At 63.1% G+C, this 19,278-nt stretch carries 18 protein-coding genes; 14 read left to right on the forward strand and 4 right to left on the reverse strand.

The annotated features are described in order from the left end of the window. Positions 1 to 71: 71 nt before the first annotated feature. Together AB0O52_RS04695 and AB0O52_RS04700 are read right to left on the reverse strand one after the other, a co-directional pair. The gene (locus tag AB0O52_RS04695; protein WP_364534096.1) at positions 72 to 578 is read right to left on the reverse strand and encodes a DUF2004 domain-containing protein; all 507 of its coding nucleotides are present in this window, start codon (positions 576 to 578) and stop codon (positions 72 to 74) included. A 51-nt stretch (positions 579 to 629) separates the two neighbouring features. Beyond that, positions 630 to 1,607, reverse strand: coding sequence for a LysR family transcriptional regulator (locus tag AB0O52_RS04700; RefSeq protein WP_364534099.1), 978 nt, complete (start codon positions 1,605 to 1,607; stop codon positions 630 to 632). Positions 1,608 to 2,084: 477 nt separating this feature from the next. Between AB0O52_RS04700 and nrdH the strand changes: the two genes are divergently transcribed. The 4 genes from nrdH to nrdF all read left to right on the forward strand — a co-directional run bounded on the left by nrdH (position 2,085) and on the right by nrdF (position 6,124). After that, positions 2,085 to 2,327 carry a glutaredoxin-like protein NrdH gene (gene nrdH, locus AB0O52_RS04705; protein WP_028267421.1) on the forward strand — a complete coding sequence of 81 codons (243 nt, stop codon included), beginning with the start codon at positions 2,085 to 2,087 and terminating at the stop codon, positions 2,325 to 2,327. Between the two features lie 56 nt (positions 2,328 to 2,383). Continuing rightward, on the forward strand, positions 2,384 to 2,854 hold the full coding sequence (nrdI, locus tag AB0O52_RS04710; RefSeq protein WP_364534102.1) for a class Ib ribonucleoside-diphosphate reductase assembly flavoprotein NrdI: 471 nt from the start codon (positions 2,384 to 2,386) through the stop codon (positions 2,852 to 2,854). A gap of 56 nt (positions 2,855 to 2,910) precedes the next feature. Further along, on the forward strand, positions 2,911 to 5,031 hold the full coding sequence (nrdE, locus tag AB0O52_RS04715; protein WP_364534800.1) for a class 1b ribonucleoside-diphosphate reductase subunit alpha: 2,121 nt from the start codon (positions 2,911 to 2,913) through the stop codon (positions 5,029 to 5,031). Between the two features lie 118 nt (positions 5,032 to 5,149). After that, complete coding sequence (nrdF, locus tag AB0O52_RS04720) at positions 5,150 to 6,124, forward strand: class 1b ribonucleoside-diphosphate reductase subunit beta (protein WP_364534105.1); 975 nt, start codon at positions 5,150 to 5,152, stop codon at positions 6,122 to 6,124. 111 nt (positions 6,125 to 6,235) lie between these two features. On the opposite strand, the gene AB0O52_RS04725 is transcribed toward nrdF, so the two are convergent. Together AB0O52_RS04725 and AB0O52_RS04730 are read right to left on the reverse strand one after the other, a co-directional pair. Further along, entirely contained in the window at positions 6,236 to 6,496 is a 261-nt protein-coding gene (locus tag AB0O52_RS04725; protein WP_364534108.1) for a hypothetical protein, read from the reverse strand. A gap of 127 nt (positions 6,497 to 6,623) precedes the next feature. Continuing rightward, positions 6,624 to 7,856: a helix-turn-helix domain-containing protein gene (locus AB0O52_RS04730; RefSeq protein ID WP_364534111.1), complete on the reverse strand. Its 1,233-nt coding sequence runs from the start codon at positions 7,854 to 7,856 to the stop codon at positions 6,624 to 6,626. 171 nt (positions 7,857 to 8,027) lie between these two features. On the opposite strand from AB0O52_RS04730, the gene AB0O52_RS04735 reads away from it, so the two are divergent. The 10 genes from AB0O52_RS04735 (at position 8,028) to AB0O52_RS04780 (ending at position 19,226) form a co-directional block, all read left to right on the forward strand. Further along, positions 8,028 to 9,560: an NAD(P)/FAD-dependent oxidoreductase gene (locus AB0O52_RS04735; RefSeq protein ID WP_364534114.1), complete on the forward strand. Its 1,533-nt coding sequence runs from the start codon at positions 8,028 to 8,030 to the stop codon at positions 9,558 to 9,560. Then, the gene (locus tag AB0O52_RS04740) at positions 9,553 to 10,485 is read left to right on the forward strand and encodes an alpha/beta hydrolase (protein WP_364534117.1); all 933 of its coding nucleotides are present in this window, start codon (positions 9,553 to 9,555) and stop codon (positions 10,483 to 10,485) included. Before AB0O52_RS04735 ends, AB0O52_RS04740 begins: the two co-directional genes overlap by 8 nt. Beyond that, on the forward strand, positions 10,469 to 11,836 hold the full coding sequence (locus AB0O52_RS04745) for a flavin monoamine oxidase family protein (RefSeq protein ID WP_364534120.1): 1,368 nt from the start codon (positions 10,469 to 10,471) through the stop codon (positions 11,834 to 11,836). Before AB0O52_RS04740 ends, AB0O52_RS04745 begins: the two co-directional genes overlap by 17 nt. Next, positions 11,833 to 12,528, forward strand: a complete 696-nt coding sequence (locus AB0O52_RS04750) for a hypothetical protein (RefSeq protein ID WP_364534123.1) — start codon at positions 11,833 to 11,835, stop codon at positions 12,526 to 12,528. Before AB0O52_RS04745 ends, AB0O52_RS04750 begins: the two co-directional genes overlap by 4 nt. 32 nt (positions 12,529 to 12,560) lie before the next feature. After that, the gene (locus AB0O52_RS04755) at positions 12,561 to 13,913 is read left to right on the forward strand and encodes an FAD-binding oxidoreductase (protein WP_364534126.1); all 1,353 of its coding nucleotides are present in this window, start codon (positions 12,561 to 12,563) and stop codon (positions 13,911 to 13,913) included. Positions 13,914 to 13,956: 43 nt separating this feature from the next. Continuing rightward, positions 13,957 to 15,333 carry an aldehyde dehydrogenase family protein gene (locus AB0O52_RS04760; RefSeq protein WP_364534129.1) on the forward strand — a complete coding sequence of 459 codons (1,377 nt, stop codon included), beginning with the start codon at positions 13,957 to 13,959 and terminating at the stop codon, positions 15,331 to 15,333. Between the two features lie 112 nt (positions 15,334 to 15,445). Beyond that, positions 15,446 to 16,558 carry a Zn-dependent alcohol dehydrogenase gene (locus AB0O52_RS04765; protein ID WP_364534132.1) on the forward strand — a complete coding sequence of 371 codons (1,113 nt, stop codon included), beginning with the start codon at positions 15,446 to 15,448 and terminating at the stop codon, positions 16,556 to 16,558. 94 nt (positions 16,559 to 16,652) lie between these two features. After that, on the forward strand, positions 16,653 to 18,143 hold the full coding sequence (locus tag AB0O52_RS04770; RefSeq protein ID WP_364534135.1) for an MFS transporter: 1,491 nt from the start codon (positions 16,653 to 16,655) through the stop codon (positions 18,141 to 18,143). After that, positions 18,140 to 18,496, forward strand: coding sequence for a hypothetical protein (locus AB0O52_RS04775; RefSeq protein WP_364534138.1), 357 nt, complete (start codon positions 18,140 to 18,142; stop codon positions 18,494 to 18,496). The genes AB0O52_RS04770 and AB0O52_RS04775 overlap by 4 nt, the downstream gene beginning before the upstream one ends. A 241-nt stretch (positions 18,497 to 18,737) precedes the next feature. Further along, complete coding sequence (locus tag AB0O52_RS04780; protein ID WP_364534141.1) at positions 18,738 to 19,226, forward strand: hypothetical protein; 489 nt, start codon at positions 18,738 to 18,740, stop codon at positions 19,224 to 19,226. Positions 19,227 to 19,278 lie beyond the last annotated feature (52 nt).

Below are 19,278 nucleotides of genomic sequence, written 5' to 3' on the forward strand. Positions count from 1 at the left end.
AGTATAAACGCGGCGGCCGGTCACCTCGAAAGGTGACCGGCCGCCGTCGTATTTTAACGGTCGGACGTTGTTCAGGACTCCCAGAGGATCTCGTCGTCCACCACGCCGTCCTCGTCCGCCGCAACTACCAGGAGCTCGTCGGTGAAGTGCGAGCCCAAGGTGAAATCCAGGACGAAATAGCGTTCCGGCTGGCCGGGGTAGATCGCAACATGACCTAGTTTGAGGGCCTTGAGGAAAACGTCCTTGGTGAGCTGTGTCTTGTCGCGGACGCCGAACACCGCCTCCAGCTGCTCTTCCTTGAGCTGGTTGGAGTGGAAGTGGAGGAACTGCTGGGAGTTGGTGCCGTCCTGGTCCAGCTCCTCGGCAATCATGTCCCGGACCTGGTCCACCAACTCGGGGAGGTAGCCCAGGCGGTAGTCCACCTTGTGGAGTGCCCTCTCGTCGAAGTGGTCATGCGCCGTGACGTTCAGGTCCAGTTCGAGGGGATTTCCGGCGAGCTCGTGCGAAGCCACGTAACAGTGCTCCCGCCCGTGGTTGAGCTCGATCTCCCCGAAATGTTTGCTCGCTACCTTGCTCATGTCTTCAAGATAGTCCCAAACAAGCGGCGTGTTCCAGCATCCTGGAAGATTTCAGGCAGGCGGTTTGGGCGTTGACTTTTGAGTCGTTTTGGGCATCGTCGCGGGGCTTCCGGCCCGGACGGTTGCGGTGCTCCCGCGAAGGGTGTCGGCCAGCAATTCGGTGAAGAGCTGCACTTGCGCTGTGCGCTTCTCATTGAGGATCAGGGCGAACACGTTGCGGGCGAGCCGGATGTCCGGAACGTCGAGAACCACGACGCCGGGCGGCCGGTGCCGCAGCGCCAGTTCCGGCACGAGGGCGGCGCCGAGTCCCGCTGCCGCCATCTCAAGGCTGGCGTGGAAGTCGTCGCTATAGGCCACGACGCGAGGGTACAGATTGCAACTGGCAAACAGGCGTTCAATCACCACGGCGTCGCTGGTGCCCGGATGGTGCATGATCCAGGGCATGTCCGAAAGTTGGGAGGCCTGCATTTCGGCGTCCTCCCTGATGCCCCACGAAGCGGGGAGCACCACCCGGAAGTCGTCGTCGCCGATCCATTGCCGGTCCAGGGTGTGGGGCCACGCGAGTCCGGACTGGCCCACTTGGTACACCAGCGCGAGGTCCAGCTCACCGCCGGTGCGCAACCCCTGGATGGTCTGGGAAGGCTCGGCCACCCACACGCGCAGTTCTATGCCCAGCTTCTTCCAGCGCGGCTTCCGGAGGATGTCCGGGAGGATGTAGGTTGCCAGGCTTGGGAAGATGCCAAGCCGCAACTCCTGGACGGGGGAGTCCGTGCTCCTTGAGGCGGCCGCCAGCAGGGTCTCGACGTCGGTGAGCACTTTGGAGGCATGGCGCACCATGGTGAGGGCGGCCTCGGTGGGAACCACGCTGCGTGCGGAACGGTGGAAGAGCTCGACGCCGGTGTCCCGTTCCAGCGCCGCCATCTGTTGGGATACGGCTGAGGCGGTGTAGCCGAGCCGCCCGGCGGCTGCCGCGAAGGAACCGAGCCGTGTGACTTCAAGCAGCGTCCGCAGGTGGAGAAGGTTGACCATCGGTGATCCTTAGGCTCGGTGCCGGCCGAAATCCGTGCCCAGCCAGCATAGCGGTGTGAAATCGGTCTCCGCTGCTGCCCGGGCGGCTCCATGAAACCGTGTTTGCAGGATGCCGCGACACGCCGGGATCCAAGCGACACGCTGACGATTAATTGTGGCTAAGTAGTCCACAGGGTGTGGATTACGTCTCCGGATTTGGCGGATTCCCGGACATTTTTACCGCCATGGCCTGTGGACTACCGGTGCGTAAAATGACATACTTGTAATACATCATCTTGGGGTCCCGCTGAGGCGCTTGCACTACATGTAGTATCAATTTACGGATTGAGCGGGAAACCAGCACAAGACATGAATGCAAGATGTGAATAGATAGTTTGGCCGCCTCGGCGGCCCAGCGGGCCAGCATCGGAGACGGAACCAGAACCGGCGGGGCCTGCCGAACGAAGAGCAAAGACTTCAACAAAGGGGACAGGAACCATGACTGTTACGGTTTACACGAAGCCGGCCTGTGTTCAGTGCAACGCAACCTACCGTGCACTCGACAAGAAGGGCATCGCCTACCAGAGCGTCGACATCTCCCAGGATGCCGAGGCCCTTGAGCGCCTGAAGGCCCTTGGATACATGCAGGCCCCCGTCGTGGTGACCGAGCAGGACCACTGGTCGGGATTCCGTCCGGACAAGATCGAAGAGCTCGCACTGGCTGCCGCTTCGGTGGCCTAGTCTTTCAGGACTGCGCCACAACAACAAAGTATTCCAATGTAGTCGAGGTGACTCCCATGGCAGCGCTGGCAACAGCACCTGCTCAAGCAATGGCTGAAGCTGTCAGTACGCGGAGTCACCTCATCTACTTTTCCTCCACATCTGAGAACACCAAGCGCTTCGTCCAGAAGCTCGGCGTCGACGCGGCACGCATCCCGCTCCATGCCAAGGACGCGCCGCTGCTCGCACTGGAACCCTTCGTCCTTGTGTTGCCCACGTATGGCGGCACGAATGGCGAAGGATCGGTGCCCAAGCAAGTCATCAGGTTTCTGAACAACCCGCAGAACAGGGAACTGATCCGCGGTGTCATCGGAGCAGGAAACACCAACTTCGCGGAAAACTACTGCATGGCGGGAGACATCATCGCCACCAAATGCCGGGTTCCGCTTCTTTATCGATTCGAACTCATGGGGACTCCGGAAGATGTTGACCGGGTCAATCAAGGATTGGAAAAGTTTTGGACACGACTGTCGCAGATACAGAAGTAACCAGGTCCGAAGGGCAGGCCACCGCCGTGGAAGCAGTCAAGGCAACCAAGAAGCCATTGCCGGAGGCCTATAAGGGCCTTGGCTACCATGAGCTCAACGCCATGTTGAACCTCTACGGTCCGAACGGGGAAATCCAGTTCGAAGCCGACCGCGAGGCCGCGCACCAGTACTTCCTGCAGCACGTGAACAACAACACCGTTTTCTTCCATGATCTGGAAGAGAAGCTGGACTACCTGGTCAAGAACCAGTACTACGAGCGCGAAACCCTCGATCAGTACACGATGAACTTCATCCGTGACCTCTTCAACCGCGCCTACAAGAAGAAGTTCCGCTTCGAGACCTTCCTCGGCGCCTTCAAGTTCTATACGTCCTACACGCTCAAGACCTTCGACGGAAAGCGCTTCTTGGAGCGTTATGAAGACCGCGTCTGCATGGTTGCCCTGCACCTTGCCCGCGGCAACGAAGAACTGGCCAGCCGCCTCGTCGATGAAATCATCGACGGCCGCTTCCAGCCCGCCACGCCCACGTTCCTCAACGCCGGCAAGGCCCAGCGCGGCGAGCTGGTCTCGTGCTTCCTGTTGCGCATCGAAGACAACATGGAGTCGATCGCCCGCGGTATCAACTCGGCGCTGCAGTTGTCCAAGCGCGGCGGTGGCGTGGCCCTCTCGCTGACCAACATCCGCGAGCACGGCGCCCCGATCAAGCAGATCGAGAACCAGTCCTCCGGCGTCATCCCGGTCATGAAGCTCCTCGAGGACAGCTTCTCCTACGCCAACCAGCTCGGTGCCCGCCAGGGTGCGGGTGCCGTGTACCTGCACGCCCACCACCCGGACATCTACCGCTTCCTGGACACCAAGCGGGAAAACGCCGACGAGAAGATCCGCATCAAGACGCTGTCCCTCGGCGTCGTGGTCCCGGACATCACGTTCGAGCTGGCCAAGAAGAATGAGGACATGTACCTCTTCTCCCCGTACGACGTCGAACGCGTCTACGGCGTCCCGTTCTCCGACATCTCGGTCACCGAGAAGTACTACGAGATGGTGGACGACTCCCGGATCAAGAAGACCAAGATCAGCGCCCGCGAGTTCTTCCAGACCCTCGCGGAGATCCAGTTCGAATCCGGCTACCCGTACATCATGTTCGAGGACACGGTGAACCGGGCCAACCCGATTGCCGGCAAGATCACCATGAGCAACCTGTGCTCGGAGATCCTGCAGGTTTCCACGCCGTCCATCTACAACGAGGACCTCAGCTACGAGACCGTTGGCAAGGACATCTCCTGCAACCTTGGTTCGATGAACATCGCCAAGACCATGGATTCCCCGGACTTCGGCCTGTCGATCGAGACGTCCATCCGTGCCCTCAGTGCGGTGTCGGACATGTCCTACATCAACTCGGTGCCTTCCATCGCGCAGGGCAATGCCCAGAGCCACGCTATCGGCCTCGGCCAGATGAACCTGCATGGCTACCTCGCCCGTGAGCACGTCCACTACGGTTCCGAAGAGGGCCTGGACTTCACCAACATCTACTTCTACACGGTGCTGTTCCACGCCCTCCGTGCCTCGAACAAGCTGGCCATCGAGACCGGTCAGCCCTTCGGTGGCTTCGAGAACTCCACGTACGCCAGTGGCACGTTCTTCGACAAGTACACCGAGCAGGAATGGACCCCGGAGACCGAGCGCGTCCGCGAGCTCTTCGCCGGCATCCACATTCCGACGCAGGATGACTGGCGTGAGCTGAAGGCTTCCGTCATGGAGCACGGCATCTACAACCAGAACCTGCAGGCCGTGCCGCCCACCGGTTCCATCAGCTACATCAACAACTCGACGTCGTCGATCCACCCGGTGGCCGCCAAGATCGAAATCCGCAAGGAAGGCAAGATCGGCCGCGTCTACTACCCGGCTCCGTACCTCGACAACGACAACCTGGAGTACTACCAGGACGCGTACGAGATCGGCTACGAGAAGATCATCGATACCTACGCCGCCGCCACGCAACACGTGGACCAGGGCCTGTCCCTGACGCTGTTCTTCAAGGACACCGCCACCACTCGTGACATCAACAAGGCGCAGATCTACGCATGGCGCAAGGGCATCAAGACGCTCTACTACATCCGCCTCCGCCAGCTCGCGCTGGAAGGGACCGAGGTTGAGGGCTGCGTTTCCTGCATGCTGTAACCGATAACGGTTGTTTATTTGCGGCAGCCGCCGCGCCACAAAACTGAAGAGTACGACGCCGGGTGAGCGCCCGGCGTCGTACGCTTACCTTAAAGAACACATACGTTAAGGGGACGAAATGACCGAGAAGGTCAAGCTGCTTAGCCACGTCGAAGCGATCAACTGGAACCGCATCCAGGATGAAAAGGACGTGGAGGTCTGGAACCGCCTGGTCAACAACTTCTGGCTTCCGGAGAAGGTACCGCTGTCCAACGACGTCCAGTCCTGGCACACCCTGACGCCGGACGAGCAGCAGCTCACCATGCGCGTATTCACGGGACTGACCCTCCTGGACACGATCCAGGGCACCGTGGGTGCTGTTTCCTTGATCCCGGACGCGATCACTCCGCACGAAGAGGCTGTGTACACCAACATCGCCTTCATGGAGTCGGTGCACGCGAAGTCGTACTCGTCGATTTTCTCGACCCTGTGCTCCACCAAGGAGATCGACGACGCTTTCCGCTGGTCCCTCGAGAACGAGAACCTGCAGAAGAAGGCGCAGATCGTCATGGACTACTACCAGGGCGACGATCCCCTCAAGCGCAAGGTGGCTTCCACGCTGCTGGAATCGTTCCTGTTCTACTCCGGGTTCTACCTTCCGATGTACTGGTCCTCCCGTGCCAAGCTCACGAACACGGCAGACCTCATCCGCCTGATCATCCGTGACGAAGCCGTACACGGCTACTACATCGGCTACAAGTTCCAGAAGGGCCTCGAAAAGGTCTCCGAGGAGAAGCGCCAGGAAATCAAGGACTACACCTTCGAGTTGCTCTTCGAGCTGTACGAAAACGAAGTCCAGTACACCCACGACCTCTACGACGGCGTAGGCCTGGCCGAGGACGTCAAGAAGTTCCTGCACTACAACGCCAACAAGGCCCTCATGAACCTCGGCTACGAGGCCATGTTCCCGGCTTCGGTCACCGACGTGAACCCGGCCATCCTGTCGGCCCTGTCACCTAATGCTGACGAGAACCACGACTTCTTCTCGGGGTCCGGGTCTTCCTATGTGATCGGGAAGGCTGTTAATACCGAGGATGAGGACTGGGAGTTTTAGCTCCTCTGTGAGATCGCCGGAAAGCCTTCCGAATAGCTTCCACTAAAGCGGGCCCTGCGCGGTGAATCGTGCAGGGCCCGCTTTGTAAGCCTTCTGGTATGCAATGGCAGATCACACGCTGTCCCTCACAGTCGACCGGAAGTTGGCGAACCCGGCCTCGAACAGCATCCGACCCGAGACAGGGATGGCGTACTGGTCGTAGATCGGCTTGGACTGCTCGGCGGTGAGGTTGTTGGTGAAGGCGTAGTGGAACTCTTCCTCGGTGATCGGCACGGCCTTGTCATGGTTGGCCGGGTTCTTCAGCACCCATAATGATTGGCGCTCATCGAGGGCCTCGATCTGCTCGGCGAGGGAGTTCACGACATCGGCCACGCCAAGACTGGCCAGCGGGCTCGGGTCGCGGCGGATCGCCTCGACCCACGGTTACCAGTTGCAGGGAGTCATCCACAGCCCGTGGATCAGTACGACGATCTTAGACGCTGTAGCCATGTGGTCGGGCCTAACTAATCGATGATGCCGAGATGCCAGGGACGAGATCCAAAACCATGAGTGCGGCTGCTACATTGGTCGGGTTGTCCTCGACCTTTACCAGAGAGAGCTCGTTGGCCTTCGAAACGCGCCGTTCCACGGTGTTCCTGTGCAGGTAGAGCCTGGAGGCAGCTCGGGTGGTGTTGAAACCGCACTGAACATATGTCAGGAGTGCCTGCTGCAACGCCTCGTCCGCTTCGGCGAGGGGACCGAGCGTACTGGCGATGAACCGCTGCGCGCTGGGCCGGTCCTTGGTGAGGCTGTCGACCAATTCGAATTCGGCGTACACAGTGAACTGCCGGTCCGATCCCAGCCGGGTAAGCATCGCTTGGGCCGCCAGAGCGTCCTGGTGGCTGGATCTGAATCCTTCGAGCCCGTGTCCTGGCTTGCCGACCGCGCTCCTCACGCGCTCATTCACGAGGATCTTTTCGATGTGGTGAAGGTCAATAATGTCCGGCCCGGAAAGCCAGATCCATCGTGAGGCGCCACTGGCCCTGGCTACGAGCACGGCTCGTCCCGGGACGGCCAGACGCAAGGCGGATACGGCCTTGTCGAGGAAACCTTCCTGATGGGGCTCGTCTGTCCAGAGAACAAGGGCGACGTGCCGTCGGGCCATGCGATAGCTGAGGCGTTCCTCTACGAAATCCTGGGTCACGGGTGCTCCGCCGGCAATGAGCTGGATAAGCGCAACGGCCTCGGCCCCCGCATTGCCCATGGCGGCCGCAAGGGTGGCCTCGCGGAGTACTGAGACGGAGTCGAGAGCGTACTGCACCAATGAGTGCGCCGACGTGTCGAGGACTTCGACGAGAAGGTCTGGATCGGAGCACTGCGACACACATTCCGTGAGCCATCCTCTCCAACCGACTGCGAGTGCGGCCCGCCATCCTGCCGCGTAGTCCGGGGCGATACCGCGGGACACAAGGTCACGGATGTAGGCGGCAGTTCTTGGACCGACATAGGGATCCACTCGAATCCCCGGGTGCTGAATGTTCGAAGTGAGCCACTGAACAAGATCTGAGCGGTTTTGTTCGCGGTCCTCCGCCAGCAACGACGCATCTGCGAGCAGGGCAGGGGCATTCTGGGCGCGGACAGCCGGTTCCGAGATGGCGTCTGCCAATGCGTCCGCACCGGTCAAGAGCCGTTCGCAGAGCGAGCGGATCATGTCCGCGGCCGCAGGGCTGGGCGGGGCCCAAAGTTCTTCCATATCGACAGTTTGCCTTGAGGTGGCGGGCTAGTCACGAGGAAACGTGGTGTCCAGGGATCATATGTGCACGCTGCACCCGCGCCAGTCAAAGCCGGTGCGCATTGTCGTAGTAGGCCGCGGGTGTGACTGGCGACACTTGATCAGCAGCTTTTAGACAGCAAGGAGCCAACGATGACGAGTGCAACACCAGACGCGGTTGAGGAATTTGACATCGTCGTGATCGGCGCCGGAATTTCCGGGATCGGTGCAGCGACGTACTTCAGGCGCGAGCTGCCCGGGAAGTCCTTGATGGTACTCGAGGGCCGGGACAACATCGGGGGTACGTGGGATCTTTTTCGTTACCCAGGCATCCGCTCGGATTCGGACCTGCACACATTCGGGTATGAGTTCAAGCCGTGGCGTCACGAGAACGCGATCGCTGACGCGCCCCTGATCCTGGACTATCTCCGCGAGACGGTCGATGAGAACGCGCTGGGGGGCCTCATCAGGACCGGCCATCGCGTGCGCCGGGCGGAATGGTCCTCCACGGAATCGAAGTGGACCCTCACCGTCGCGACGACGGACCCCGCCACGGGATCGTCCATCACGAAGTCGATTAAGGCGGGATGGGTGTTCGCCGCAACCGGCTACTACAAATACGAAGAAGGGTACTCCCCAACGTTCGCCGGGAGTGAGGACTTCGAGGGCACCCTGGTGCACCCGCAGCACTGGCCGGAGGACCTCGACTACAGCGGCAAGAAGGTCGTGATCATCGGCAGCGGTGCGACCGCCGTCACGATGGTGCCCGCAATGGTGAAGGGCCCCAGGGCTGCCGCACACGTGACGATGCTCCAACGCACCCCGACCTACATCATGCCGCTGCCCCGCGTGGACCGCGTCGCGCTCGCCCTGACGAAGCTCCTCGGCGAGCGGCGGGGCTATGCCGCCACGAGGTTCAAGAACATCTGGACCGAGCACCTGATAGTCGAAGGCCTCCGTCGATTCCCCAAGGCCGGTCGCGCGCTGGTCCGGCGGGAGAACATCAAGAGGCTCGGGAAGGGCTTCGACGTCGACAAACACTTCAATCCACCGTACGCCCCGTGGGATCAGCGACTGTGTGCTGCGCCGGACGGCGACTTCTTCGACGCGATCAAGTCGGGCGACGCGTCCGTCGTCACCGAGAGTGTCGCCCGCTTTAGCAAGCGCGGCGTCGTTCTGGGCTCGGGCGAGGAGTTGGCGGCCGACATCATCGTGACGGCCACCGGACTCAACCTCCAGCTCTTCGACGGCATGCCGATCGTGGTCGACGGGCGCCAGATTGACGTCGTCGACACCATCGCCTACCGCGGGACGCTCCTGAGCGGGATCCCGAACTGGGCAATGGCCATCGGGTACACGACCTCATCCTGGACTCTCAAGGTGAGCCTGCTGTGCCGCTACTTCATCGACCTGGTGAAGCACATGGACGCGCACGGATACGACACGGTGGTGCCGGTCGCGGATCCGGGCATGGAGACCAGACCGGTCATGGACCTGCAGTCGGGCTACGCCAAACGCGGGGAGCGGGTGCTTCCCCGGCAGGGATCGGTGAAGCCCTGGCGGACGATGATGTCCTACCCCGAGGACGCCAAGGCACTGCGCGGCCCGGTCTCCGACGAGAACCTCGCGTTCGGGACCCGCGCCGCCGCACGCCGCGTCGCAGGAAAGCAGGCCGCTCATGTCTGACCTCTCCGAAGCACAGGTCGACCGGTTCGTCACGCTCCCCTGCGGGATGAAGATCTGCTTCCGCGATGCGGGCGAGAAGTCCGACCCCGTCATCCTGCTCATCGCCGGGCTCGGCGAAGACCTCACGTTCTGGACCGACGCAGTGGTCGATGCACTTGTGGCCCATGGCTTCCGCGTCGTCTCGCTGGACAACCGCGACGCCGGCCAGTCCGGGTTCGCGACGACGCCTCCCCCAGCGGTGTGGCGTCAGGTGCTCGCGCGTCCGCGCCGCGACGGCTACACGCTCGAAGACATGGCCCGCGACGCGGTCGGCGTGCTCGACCATCTCGGTATCGAGCAAGTGCACCTCGTCGGCCGATCGATGGGCGGCATGATCGCGCAGACGATCGCCGCGACTGAGCCTCATCGGGTGCTGTCCCTGACCTCGATCTATTCGACCACCGGCTCGAGGAAGGTGGGTCAGCCCGCGCAGTCCACGATCCGACTCCTCATGGGTCCGGACGCCCGCAGCAGAACGGACGCGGTGCGTGCCCACCTGCGGATCACCCGGCACATCGCGGGCAAGGAGTATCCGATCGACGACGCCGCCGAAGCCGCCATCGCCGCGCGCGGCTGGGACCGTGCCGCGGGGGATCTGGCGGCAGGCGGGGCGCGTCAGATCCAGGCCATCCAGCTCTCCGGAGACCGGACCGCGGTACTGGGCAGGATCACCGCACCCACCCTCGTCATCAACGGCGACAGTGACCTGATGGTCGCCGAGACCGGTGGCGCCGCCACGGTCAGGGCGATCCGCGGCGCCCAGCACGTCGTCATACCCGGCATGGGGCATCACATGCCCGAAACCCTGGTCGAGACGATCACCGGATACATCGCGCAGCACGCTGCACGTGTCAATGAAGGAGGAAAGCATGTCGAAATCTCGTGAATCCACCACCGTCGACGTCGTGGTCGTCGGAGCGGGCTTCTCCGGCCTGAGCGCGGCAGACCGACTGGTGAGCATGGGCCTGTCGGTCCAAGTCGTGGAAGGCCGTGATCGAGTCGGAGGCCGAGTGCTGACCGGAGAGGTCGCCGGAGTCCCGGTCGATTTCGGGGGCACGTGGGTCTCGCCGCGGCACACGGCGATCCGCGAACTCGCCGCGCGCTTCGGCTGCACGATCACTCCACAGTTCGCCGACGGTCGCAACACCCTGTGGATGGCTGGCCGTCGTCGCACGTACAAAGGCACGATCCCCCCGGTGTCCCCCTTCGCCGTCGTGAACATGGCCCGGGTGCAGATGGCCCTGGAGAAGCTGGTGGGCACGATCGACGCCGAGGCCGCCTGGAAGTCTCCGAACGCCGAAGAGCTCGACGCCATCTCGTTCGGCCAATGGCTCGGCCAGCAGCGTGCCGGCACTCCCACCCGCGCCCTGATGAACGTGGTCAGCAGGGTGCAGTGGGGCGCCAGCCCCGACGACATCTCGATGCTTGCCGTCCTGGGTTACATTCGCGGCGCGGGCGGCTTCGATCACATGCTCGATGTCGAGAACGGTATGCAGCAGGATCGCATCACCGAGACCACACAGGAGATCGCTCAGCGAGTCGCAACGCACCTCGGCGACCGGGTCCTGCTCAGCGCCCCGGCGCGCCGCATCGTGCAGGACCGCAGCGGCGTCACTGTGCACACCGATGCGATGACGATCGCGGCCAAGTATGCGATCGTCACCACCGCCACGATGCACCGCAAGGACATCGCGTTCGAGCCCGCCCTGCCGGAGCGGGCTGTGAGCCTGTCAAAGCTCTGGCGGCTGGGCGGGCTGAGCAAGGCGTACGTCGCGTACGAGACGCCCTTCTGGCGGAAGGACGGCGTCTCCGGCGAGGCGATCTCCGACACCGGCGCCGTGTTCATCACCTTCGATGTGGGTCCCGAGGACGGCCCCGGCATCCTGCTTGGGTTCTGCGATCCCGGGCTGTTCGACGGGTTCGATCCGGAGAACCGGCGCCGGCGCGTGATCCAGCAGATGGTCGAGCTGTACGGCCCCCAGGCGGGGAATCCGATCGACTACGTCGACCACTGCTGGCTCGAGGAGGAGTTCGGCGCCGGCGGCCCGAACCCGGCACTCCCGCCCTTCGCCTTGACGAGTTACGCCACCGCGCTCACCGAGCCGCACGGGCGGGTCGAGTGGGCGGGCACGGAGACTGCGGCCGAGTCATCCGGCTGCATGAACGGCGCCGTCGTCACCGGCCAGCAGGCCGCGGAGCGGGTCGCCGAACGCATTGGAAAGGAATCAGGAAAATGATCGAAATGCTCTTCAGCGTCGCAGACCTGTGGCTGATCTTCGTCGGCTACTTCTTCGGATGGAGATTCATCCGGAAGTATCACAACTACTTCCTCGGCATCGAATGCTTGGTCGTCGGCACCTCCGCAACCAACTTCCTGCTCTGGTCCCTGTTCAGCGGCGACCCGGACAACCCCATGTACACGATTGCGTACTTCCTCGACGCGTTCTCCCGCTCGTTCGGGTTCACGCTGGTCCTCATCCTCGGCCTGAGGATGGTCACTCATCGCTACAAGCCGGCCCTCTGGCATGAGATCGGCGCCTTCGTACTCGCCATCGCTGGTGGGGCCTATCTGGTCACGCTCCATCAGGGCGGCAAGTACGACGTCGGTCCTGCGACGTTCTTCCTCATCACGAACCTGATCACCTCGATCTTCCTGTTCTACTTCGCGAGCAGGGTCTGGCGCGCCGGAGCGCGCGGCTGGTCCGTGGCTGTCACGCTGATCACGCTGGTGGCGATGATGATCGCGGTCACGTACGACTTCTTTCCCTGGCCGTTCGATGATGCCTACCGCTCCTACTTCTACACCGCCGCGCTGGCGACGTGGGGCACCCAAGGGTTCTTCTACTTCAAGGGCTACAAGGCGCTGTACAACCGCAACGCGCGGGAGGACGCCGCTGCCGCCGCGAACAGACAGGGAGCACTGGCATGAGCCCCGTCTCCGAACAAACAAGGATTTCTGTCATGAACCCCACGTACAAGAACGTGGAGTACACATCATTCACCGGGTGGATCGACCCACCAACGGATCTCGCGCCGCCGCTGCAGGGAGCTCAGGAGTGCGACGTCGCCGTGGTCGGCGGCGGCATGGGCGGCATGGCGACCGCCCTGCGGCTCGCCGAGCGCGGAGTGGACGTGGTGCTCCTCGAATCCGAGTTCTGCGGATACGGAGCCAGCTCACGCAACGGCGGGCAGATCGCATCCGCTCCCGGCGGCGACCTCCGGATGCTGCGCGTCCTTTCCCCTAAGAAGCTGCCCGGCATGGTGAGGTTCGCCGACAACGCGGCGGACTACGTGGAACGACTCATGAAAGACCACAAGGTCGAGTGCGACTACGAGGCCAACGGCATGGTGTGGGCAGCTGTGTCTCCGATCCAGATGTTCCGCGTGAAAACGCTCGCGGCGATCCTCAGGAAGCTCGGAGTCGATGGCCAGGTTGGCACAGCGAAGGAGATCGGGATCCCCGAGGCCTTCGTCGGAGGCATGCGCGAGCGCCGCGGCGGAATGCTCAACCCGGGCAAGCTGAGCCGCGGCGTGCGGCGGGCACTGCTTGACTCGTCGGCGCGAGTGTTCGAGAAGTCCAGGGTCACCAATGTGCAGCGCCAGGGCGGCAAGGTCGTCATGACCACGTCTGGTGGAGAGCTCATCGCGAACAAGGTCGTGCTGTCCACAAACGCGTACTCCGGCGAGTGGGACATCATCCCCAAGCACCTCTCGACCCCAGCATGGATCATCGAGGTCGAGACAGAGCCGATCGCTCCGGAGCGCATCGCCGCACTGGGATGGACGAGCCGCTCGGGGGTGGTCACGCAGCATCAGATCATGGAGAACTACCGGCTCACGCCGCGCAACTCAGTGGTGTTCGGCGTGCGACGGCTGGAGTCCGGAGCGAGCTACCCGCTTCTGCCAAGGAACCCCGATCCGGGGATGATGAGGGAACTGGCGGAAACCTTTTACACGCGCTTCCCGTCGCTGTCCGACGTGCCCATCGCGCGATGCTGGGGAGGGTGGATCTCGTTCTCCTCATCGTGGACGACGGTGGCCGGACGGGTCGGAGACAACGTCTACTACTCCGCCTCCTGCAACGGGCACGGGCTCGCACAGGCCCCCTACCTGGGGTCGCTCATCGCCGACAGCATCGTCGACGGAAAGCGGTCGGTAGACCTGGAGTCGGTCTGGGAGGAGAAGGCGAGTTACCCGCCCTCCCCGGTGATAAATCCCTTCGGACTGCGCGCGGTTTGGCTCTTTGACCGGGTCAGTGACCTGCTCAACGGCAGCCGGCGGCGTGCCCGGCGTGCCGCCGCGTCAGCGTCCTGAATCGCGTGCATCAAACACAGAAGAAAGACAGGAGCAGATGACCATGGCGAAGTATCGCCTCCAGAACCCCGCGACGGGTGAGATCACCGAAACCTTCGAATCAGCAACCAACGACCAAGTTGAGCAGCACCTCGCATCTGCCGACGCTGCCTACCGGCTGTGGAAAGAGCAGAGCGTGCAGCACCGTGCCGGCGTCGTGCGGCGCATCGCCGAGCTCTTCACGGAGCGCCGTGAGGAGCTCGCGACGATCATCTCCACCGAGATGGGCAAGTCTACCGATGCCGCGCTCGAAGAGGTCGACTTCGCCGCCGCGATCATCGACTACTACGGCGTCCACGGACCGGGACTCATCACCGACTACGAGATCCCGAGTTCGGTCCCCGGCAGGGCAGTGATTGAGCAGCTGCCGCTAGGGGTCCTGCTCGGCGTCATGCCGTGGAACTTCCCGTACTACCAGGTCGCCCGGTTCGCAGCGCCGAACCTCATTCTCGGCAACACGATCCTCCTCAAGCATGCCGACATCTGCGCACGCTCGAACCTCGTGGTGCAGGAGATCATGGAGGCAGCCGGCGTTCCGGTCGGCGGCTACCAGGCGCTGCTCGCCTCGCACGAACAGATCGCGACCGTCATCGCCGATCCCCGCGTGCAAGGCGTCTCGCTGACCGGCTCGGAAGGCGCGGGCGCGATCATCGGCGCCCAGGCCGGCGCGAACCTCAAGAAATGCGTGCTCGAACTCGGCGGCATCGACGCCATGGTGGTGCTCGACTCCGACGATGTGGCCGGGATCGCTCAGATGGCCTGGGAAAACCGCATCTATAACGGCGGCCAGGTCTGCAATTCCAACAAGCGCCTGATCGTGATGGACGACATCTACGACGAGTTCGTCGCAGAGCTGGTCCGCCTCGCCGACGGGCTCAAACCCGGCGACCAACTGAACCTCCAAGCAGGGGAGTACACCCCGCTCTCGTCCCGCGCCGCAGCGGAAAGGGTGGACGCGCAGGTCCGCAAGGCGGTCTCCGACGGCGCCCGCCTCCTGGCAGGTGGTGTCTTGTCCGATGGGCCTGGCGCCTACTACTCTCCGGCAGTGCTCGTCGACGTGCCGCGTGACTCCGAGTCGTACCGCGAGGAGATCTTTGGCCCTGTCGCGATCGTTTACCGGGTACACAGCGACGAGGAGGCGCTGGAATTCGCGAACGACTGCGCGCTCGGCCTGGGCGGCTCGGTGTTCTCGACCGACGAGGCGCGCGCCGCTCGAGTCGCGTCGAAGCTCGAGGTGGGCATGGCGCACGTCAACATCATCGCTGCGGAGGGAGCGGACATCCCGTTCGGCGGCGTGAAGCGATCCGGCTTCGGCCGCGAAATGGGTCCCGTCGGCATCGGAGAGTTCGCCAACAAACGTCTCTATTTCATCGCTGAATAGACCTCTGGACCTCCTCCGGCACGCCGGACCCTGAAGCAGCACAGCCACGCTGCCACCCCCCTTACATGCGAGGTGCTGTTTCGCATGCCCAAATTTGAAGGAGAAGAAGCATATGAAGGCAGTCGTGTTCCGCGATTCCGACACCCACGTCGCCGTCACCGACGTCGAGCTCGCGGCCCCGAAGGCGGGCGAAGTCCGCGTCAAAATCGCCGCAGCAGGCGTGTGCCACTCTGACCTGCACGTGCGGCAGGGAGACTGGGACGCAGCGGTTCCGATGGTGATGGGCCACGAGGGTTCCGGCATCGTCGTTGAGCTCGGCGAGGGCGTCACCTCGCTCGCGGTCGGCGACCATGTCGTGCTCAGCTGGGTCCCGCCGTGCGGCGAGTGCCGCTACTGCCTGCAGGGGCGCGAGGCGCGTTGCCAGAAGGTCGCGACCCTCGTGGCGCCGAAGGGGGTGCTGTTCGACGGTACCTCGCGCATGAGCACGTCCGGCGAGAACCGCGACGACGAGACGCTGTACCACTACCTTGGCGTCTCCTCCTTTGCGGAGGAGGTCGTCGTGCCGGCATCCGGTGCGATCAAGGTGCGCGACGACGCGCCGCTCGACGTGATCTCCGTGGTCGGCTGCGCGGTCGCCACGGGCGTCGGGGCCGTCACGAACACCGCTGCCGTCGAGCCGGGCTCGACAGTCGCCGTCATCGGCTGCGGCGGGGTCGGCCTCAACGTGGTGCAGGGCGCGAAGCTCGCCGGTGCCGAGCGCATCGTTGCGATCGACGTCGTGCCGGAGAAGACGGACATGGCGCTGCAGTTCGGAGCGACCGACCGCATCGACGCTTCCAAGGGCGACGCGGTGGAGCAGCTGTACGCGCTGATTCCCGACGGCGTCGACTACGCTTTCGATGCGATTGGCCGCACCGCTACTACCGAGCAAGCCGTCCGAATGCTGGGTCTCGGCGGCGCCGCGGTGATCGTCGGGCTGCCGCCCACTGGGGCCCGTGCGTCGTTCGAGCCGCTCGTGCTCGCCGAGGCGGACCAGCGGATCCTCGGTTCGAACTACGGCTCGGTCCGCCCGTCGATCGACATCCCTGAACTGGTCGACCGGTATATGGACGGCCAGCTCAAGCTCGACGCGCTGATCTCGGGGCGCCGTCCCCTGGCTGAAGCGGCGGAGGCGCTCGACGACCTAGAAGCCGGCGGCGTGCTGCGGACGCTGCTCATCCCCTGATTCCGTAGTTGCCCTAACCCCTCTCACCTGCGATCACTATCCTCCACCGGCGCCGGTACGTTCCCGCGCAGGTTCAAACAGCAAGGAATCAGAAATGACTGAGATCAACGACAGGATCCGTCGTGGGCCGGATCTGAAGGCCCGACGCACGCCCCGGAGGGCACTGCTCATCGGAGTTGGGGCTCTGATGGTTATCCTGACCAACGCGGTCGTATTCGTACTGCCGCCGCTGCTGCCGGTCATCCAGGCGCAGTATGGCCTCGACACGGTCTCGGAGACGACCTGGCTCTACACTGCGCTTACCTTGGCTGGGGGAGCAGGCTTCATCCTGCTGCCGCGCCTCGCCGACGTCCACGGCGACCGCAATGCATCCGTGATGGCGTCCGCGGTCCTCACGACGGGCGCCCTTGTGGCCGCATTGGGCGATTCGTACCCGGCACTCCTGGTGGGCTGCGCACTCATGGGATTCGGAGGAGCAGCCCAACTCTTGCCCCTGGGGTTTCTCCGCCGCAGCCTCGGCGACAAGGGCATTACTGTGGGGGTTGCGGTCCTGGTCGTAGCTACTGGAATCGGCATTGTCGTTGGCATGATCGGCGGGGGCTTGGTCGTCGAGAACCTTTCGCTGCGTAGCCTATTCTGGATCCTTACGGCTGCCTTCGGCGCGTGCACTTTGGTCGCTTACATCGTCATCCCGCACTCCCCGCCAGCCGAGCCCACCGGACGTATCGGCGTACTTGGCTCGATCTGGATGGTCGCATGGGTCGCGGCGATCCTGTTGGCACTGACTCAAGGTCTGGTGTGGGGCGCCGCAGCGCTCGTCCCATTGGTTGCCGGAGTCGCCGGTGGGGCCGCCTGGCTGCGCGTGGAACGACGGTCCACCTCGGCTGTCTTCGACGTCGCCCTGCTGAAAACGCCCTTCTTCACAGCCGCGTGCGTCTGTATCGCCCTGTTCGCAGCGGTGAACGCTGCTTTCCTGTTGTTGTTGAGTACCTACAGCCAAGTCCTGCCTGAGGCACTCCCCGCAGCGGATGCTTACGGTCTCGGACTCACTGCCCTGCAGACGGGCATGCTCATGCTGCCCTTCGCAGTGATGTTTCTGGTGGGTAGCGTTCTCGCCGACGGCCCGGTCTCGCGGGGCAACGGGGGGAGCGTACTGATGGTGGGTGCTGCCATTTGTGCTGCGGGACTCACCTGGCTGGCCCTGGCTCACGATCAGGGCTGGCACTACCTTGTGGGCGCTGGTCTCCTGGGACTTGGGTGCAGCATGGGTTATGCCGCCGGCTTCACCATGGTTCAACTAGCGGTACCGGAGCAGAAGGCCGGGATGGCTGCCGGCGTGGCCGGGACCGCTATGGCTGTGGGTTTCGCCGTCGGCACCGCACTGGTCACCGGGGTCCTCAGTGCCTCCGTTGTACAGGTTCCGGGGACGGAGATCGTGGTCGCCACGGAGGACTTGTACGGCACAGGCTACTGGATCGTCAACGTCCTCGCCGCGCTGGTGGTGGTCACCGTCCTGGTTTCCCGAGCCCGTACTGCCCGCCGCGCCGCCGCTGCGGCCCGAAGCCCGAAAGGAACGAAGAGATGAAGTTCGTGCTCCCGTCAAAAATTCTGACTACGAAAGGGATTCTCGTGGGAAACGATGCAGGGTGGAGTGATCTATTCGGCCGGAAGGTGCAGGTTCATAAGGACGGGCGCACCGTTCGGACCGGTTACGTAGAAGCCGTAACTGTAGCTGCGGACGCACTGTGGATTGCAGCCGAGGGGGTTGAACCGCGTGCCCTATATGAAAAGGCACAGGGTTATACAATCCTGCCGGTCTCCGGGCAGGAGGCTGCTCATCAAGCGCAGCAGGATTTGGCTTACCGGAGCAGGGGAGGCATCCCGCATGCGGTAATGATGGTAAAGGTCCTGAACGGGCGTGGCTTGTCGCACACCTGACGCCTGCAAACGGCCAGCCACAAAAAGCGTCATAACGCCGGAGCGCGGCCAGACTTTCACTTGCCATTCGCCCCACTCATGCCAAGATGAGCCTGTGATCAAGCCTTGCTGTCCATGCCGCCTACATCAGTCGTCACGGGACGGGATGAATACGCAGGGACGTCATTCGTGGCGGATCCCTCGAATCAGGATTACAGTTCTCGAGCTGTTTCTTCTGTTCACGGCGGTCATTTTCGCTGCCATGAATCCCACCCGCGGCCAGCTCATGATCTCCGGAGTACAGCTCGCGGTGGTCGCAATCGCAATGACCGTCACCAATCTGAGGAAAGAACCGGCACCGCCCGAAGTATTTCTTGAGGAGGAGCACTTCGACGGCGGCGGGACCATACCGGTGAAAGGCGAAGCCCTATCCAAATTGTGGGGAACCCAACCGGTGGGCTTTTCGGTCTCTCCTCAGTTCCGGATGCTGGTGCTGAGCCCCCCGGCGGAAGCTTTGGAATTCAGCCTCGCGTATGGCCTGGGGCGGTTCTTTGGACCATGGGTGCTTAAGCGGGAGGACGTAGTAGAGATCCAGCATGTGCGGACATGGTTAGCTCCCTACCAAGGTGTCAGAGCCATACCTGTCGTCGGTCGCCCATGGACATTCGTAACCCGCAAGCCCGCCACCGTGCTCGCGTGTTTGGAGGAACTTGGCTACCCGAAGGCCACCGATGCATTCAGTTTTTGGTGACGCCGTGAATAGAATCCTGATCCATGTTTTTGCTGCCTTTGTTGGCCAGGCT

The organism is Arthrobacter sp. NPDC080073, assembly GCF_040686575.1.
Taxonomy (GTDB): Bacteria; Actinomycetota; Actinomycetes; order Actinomycetales; family Micrococcaceae; genus Arthrobacter.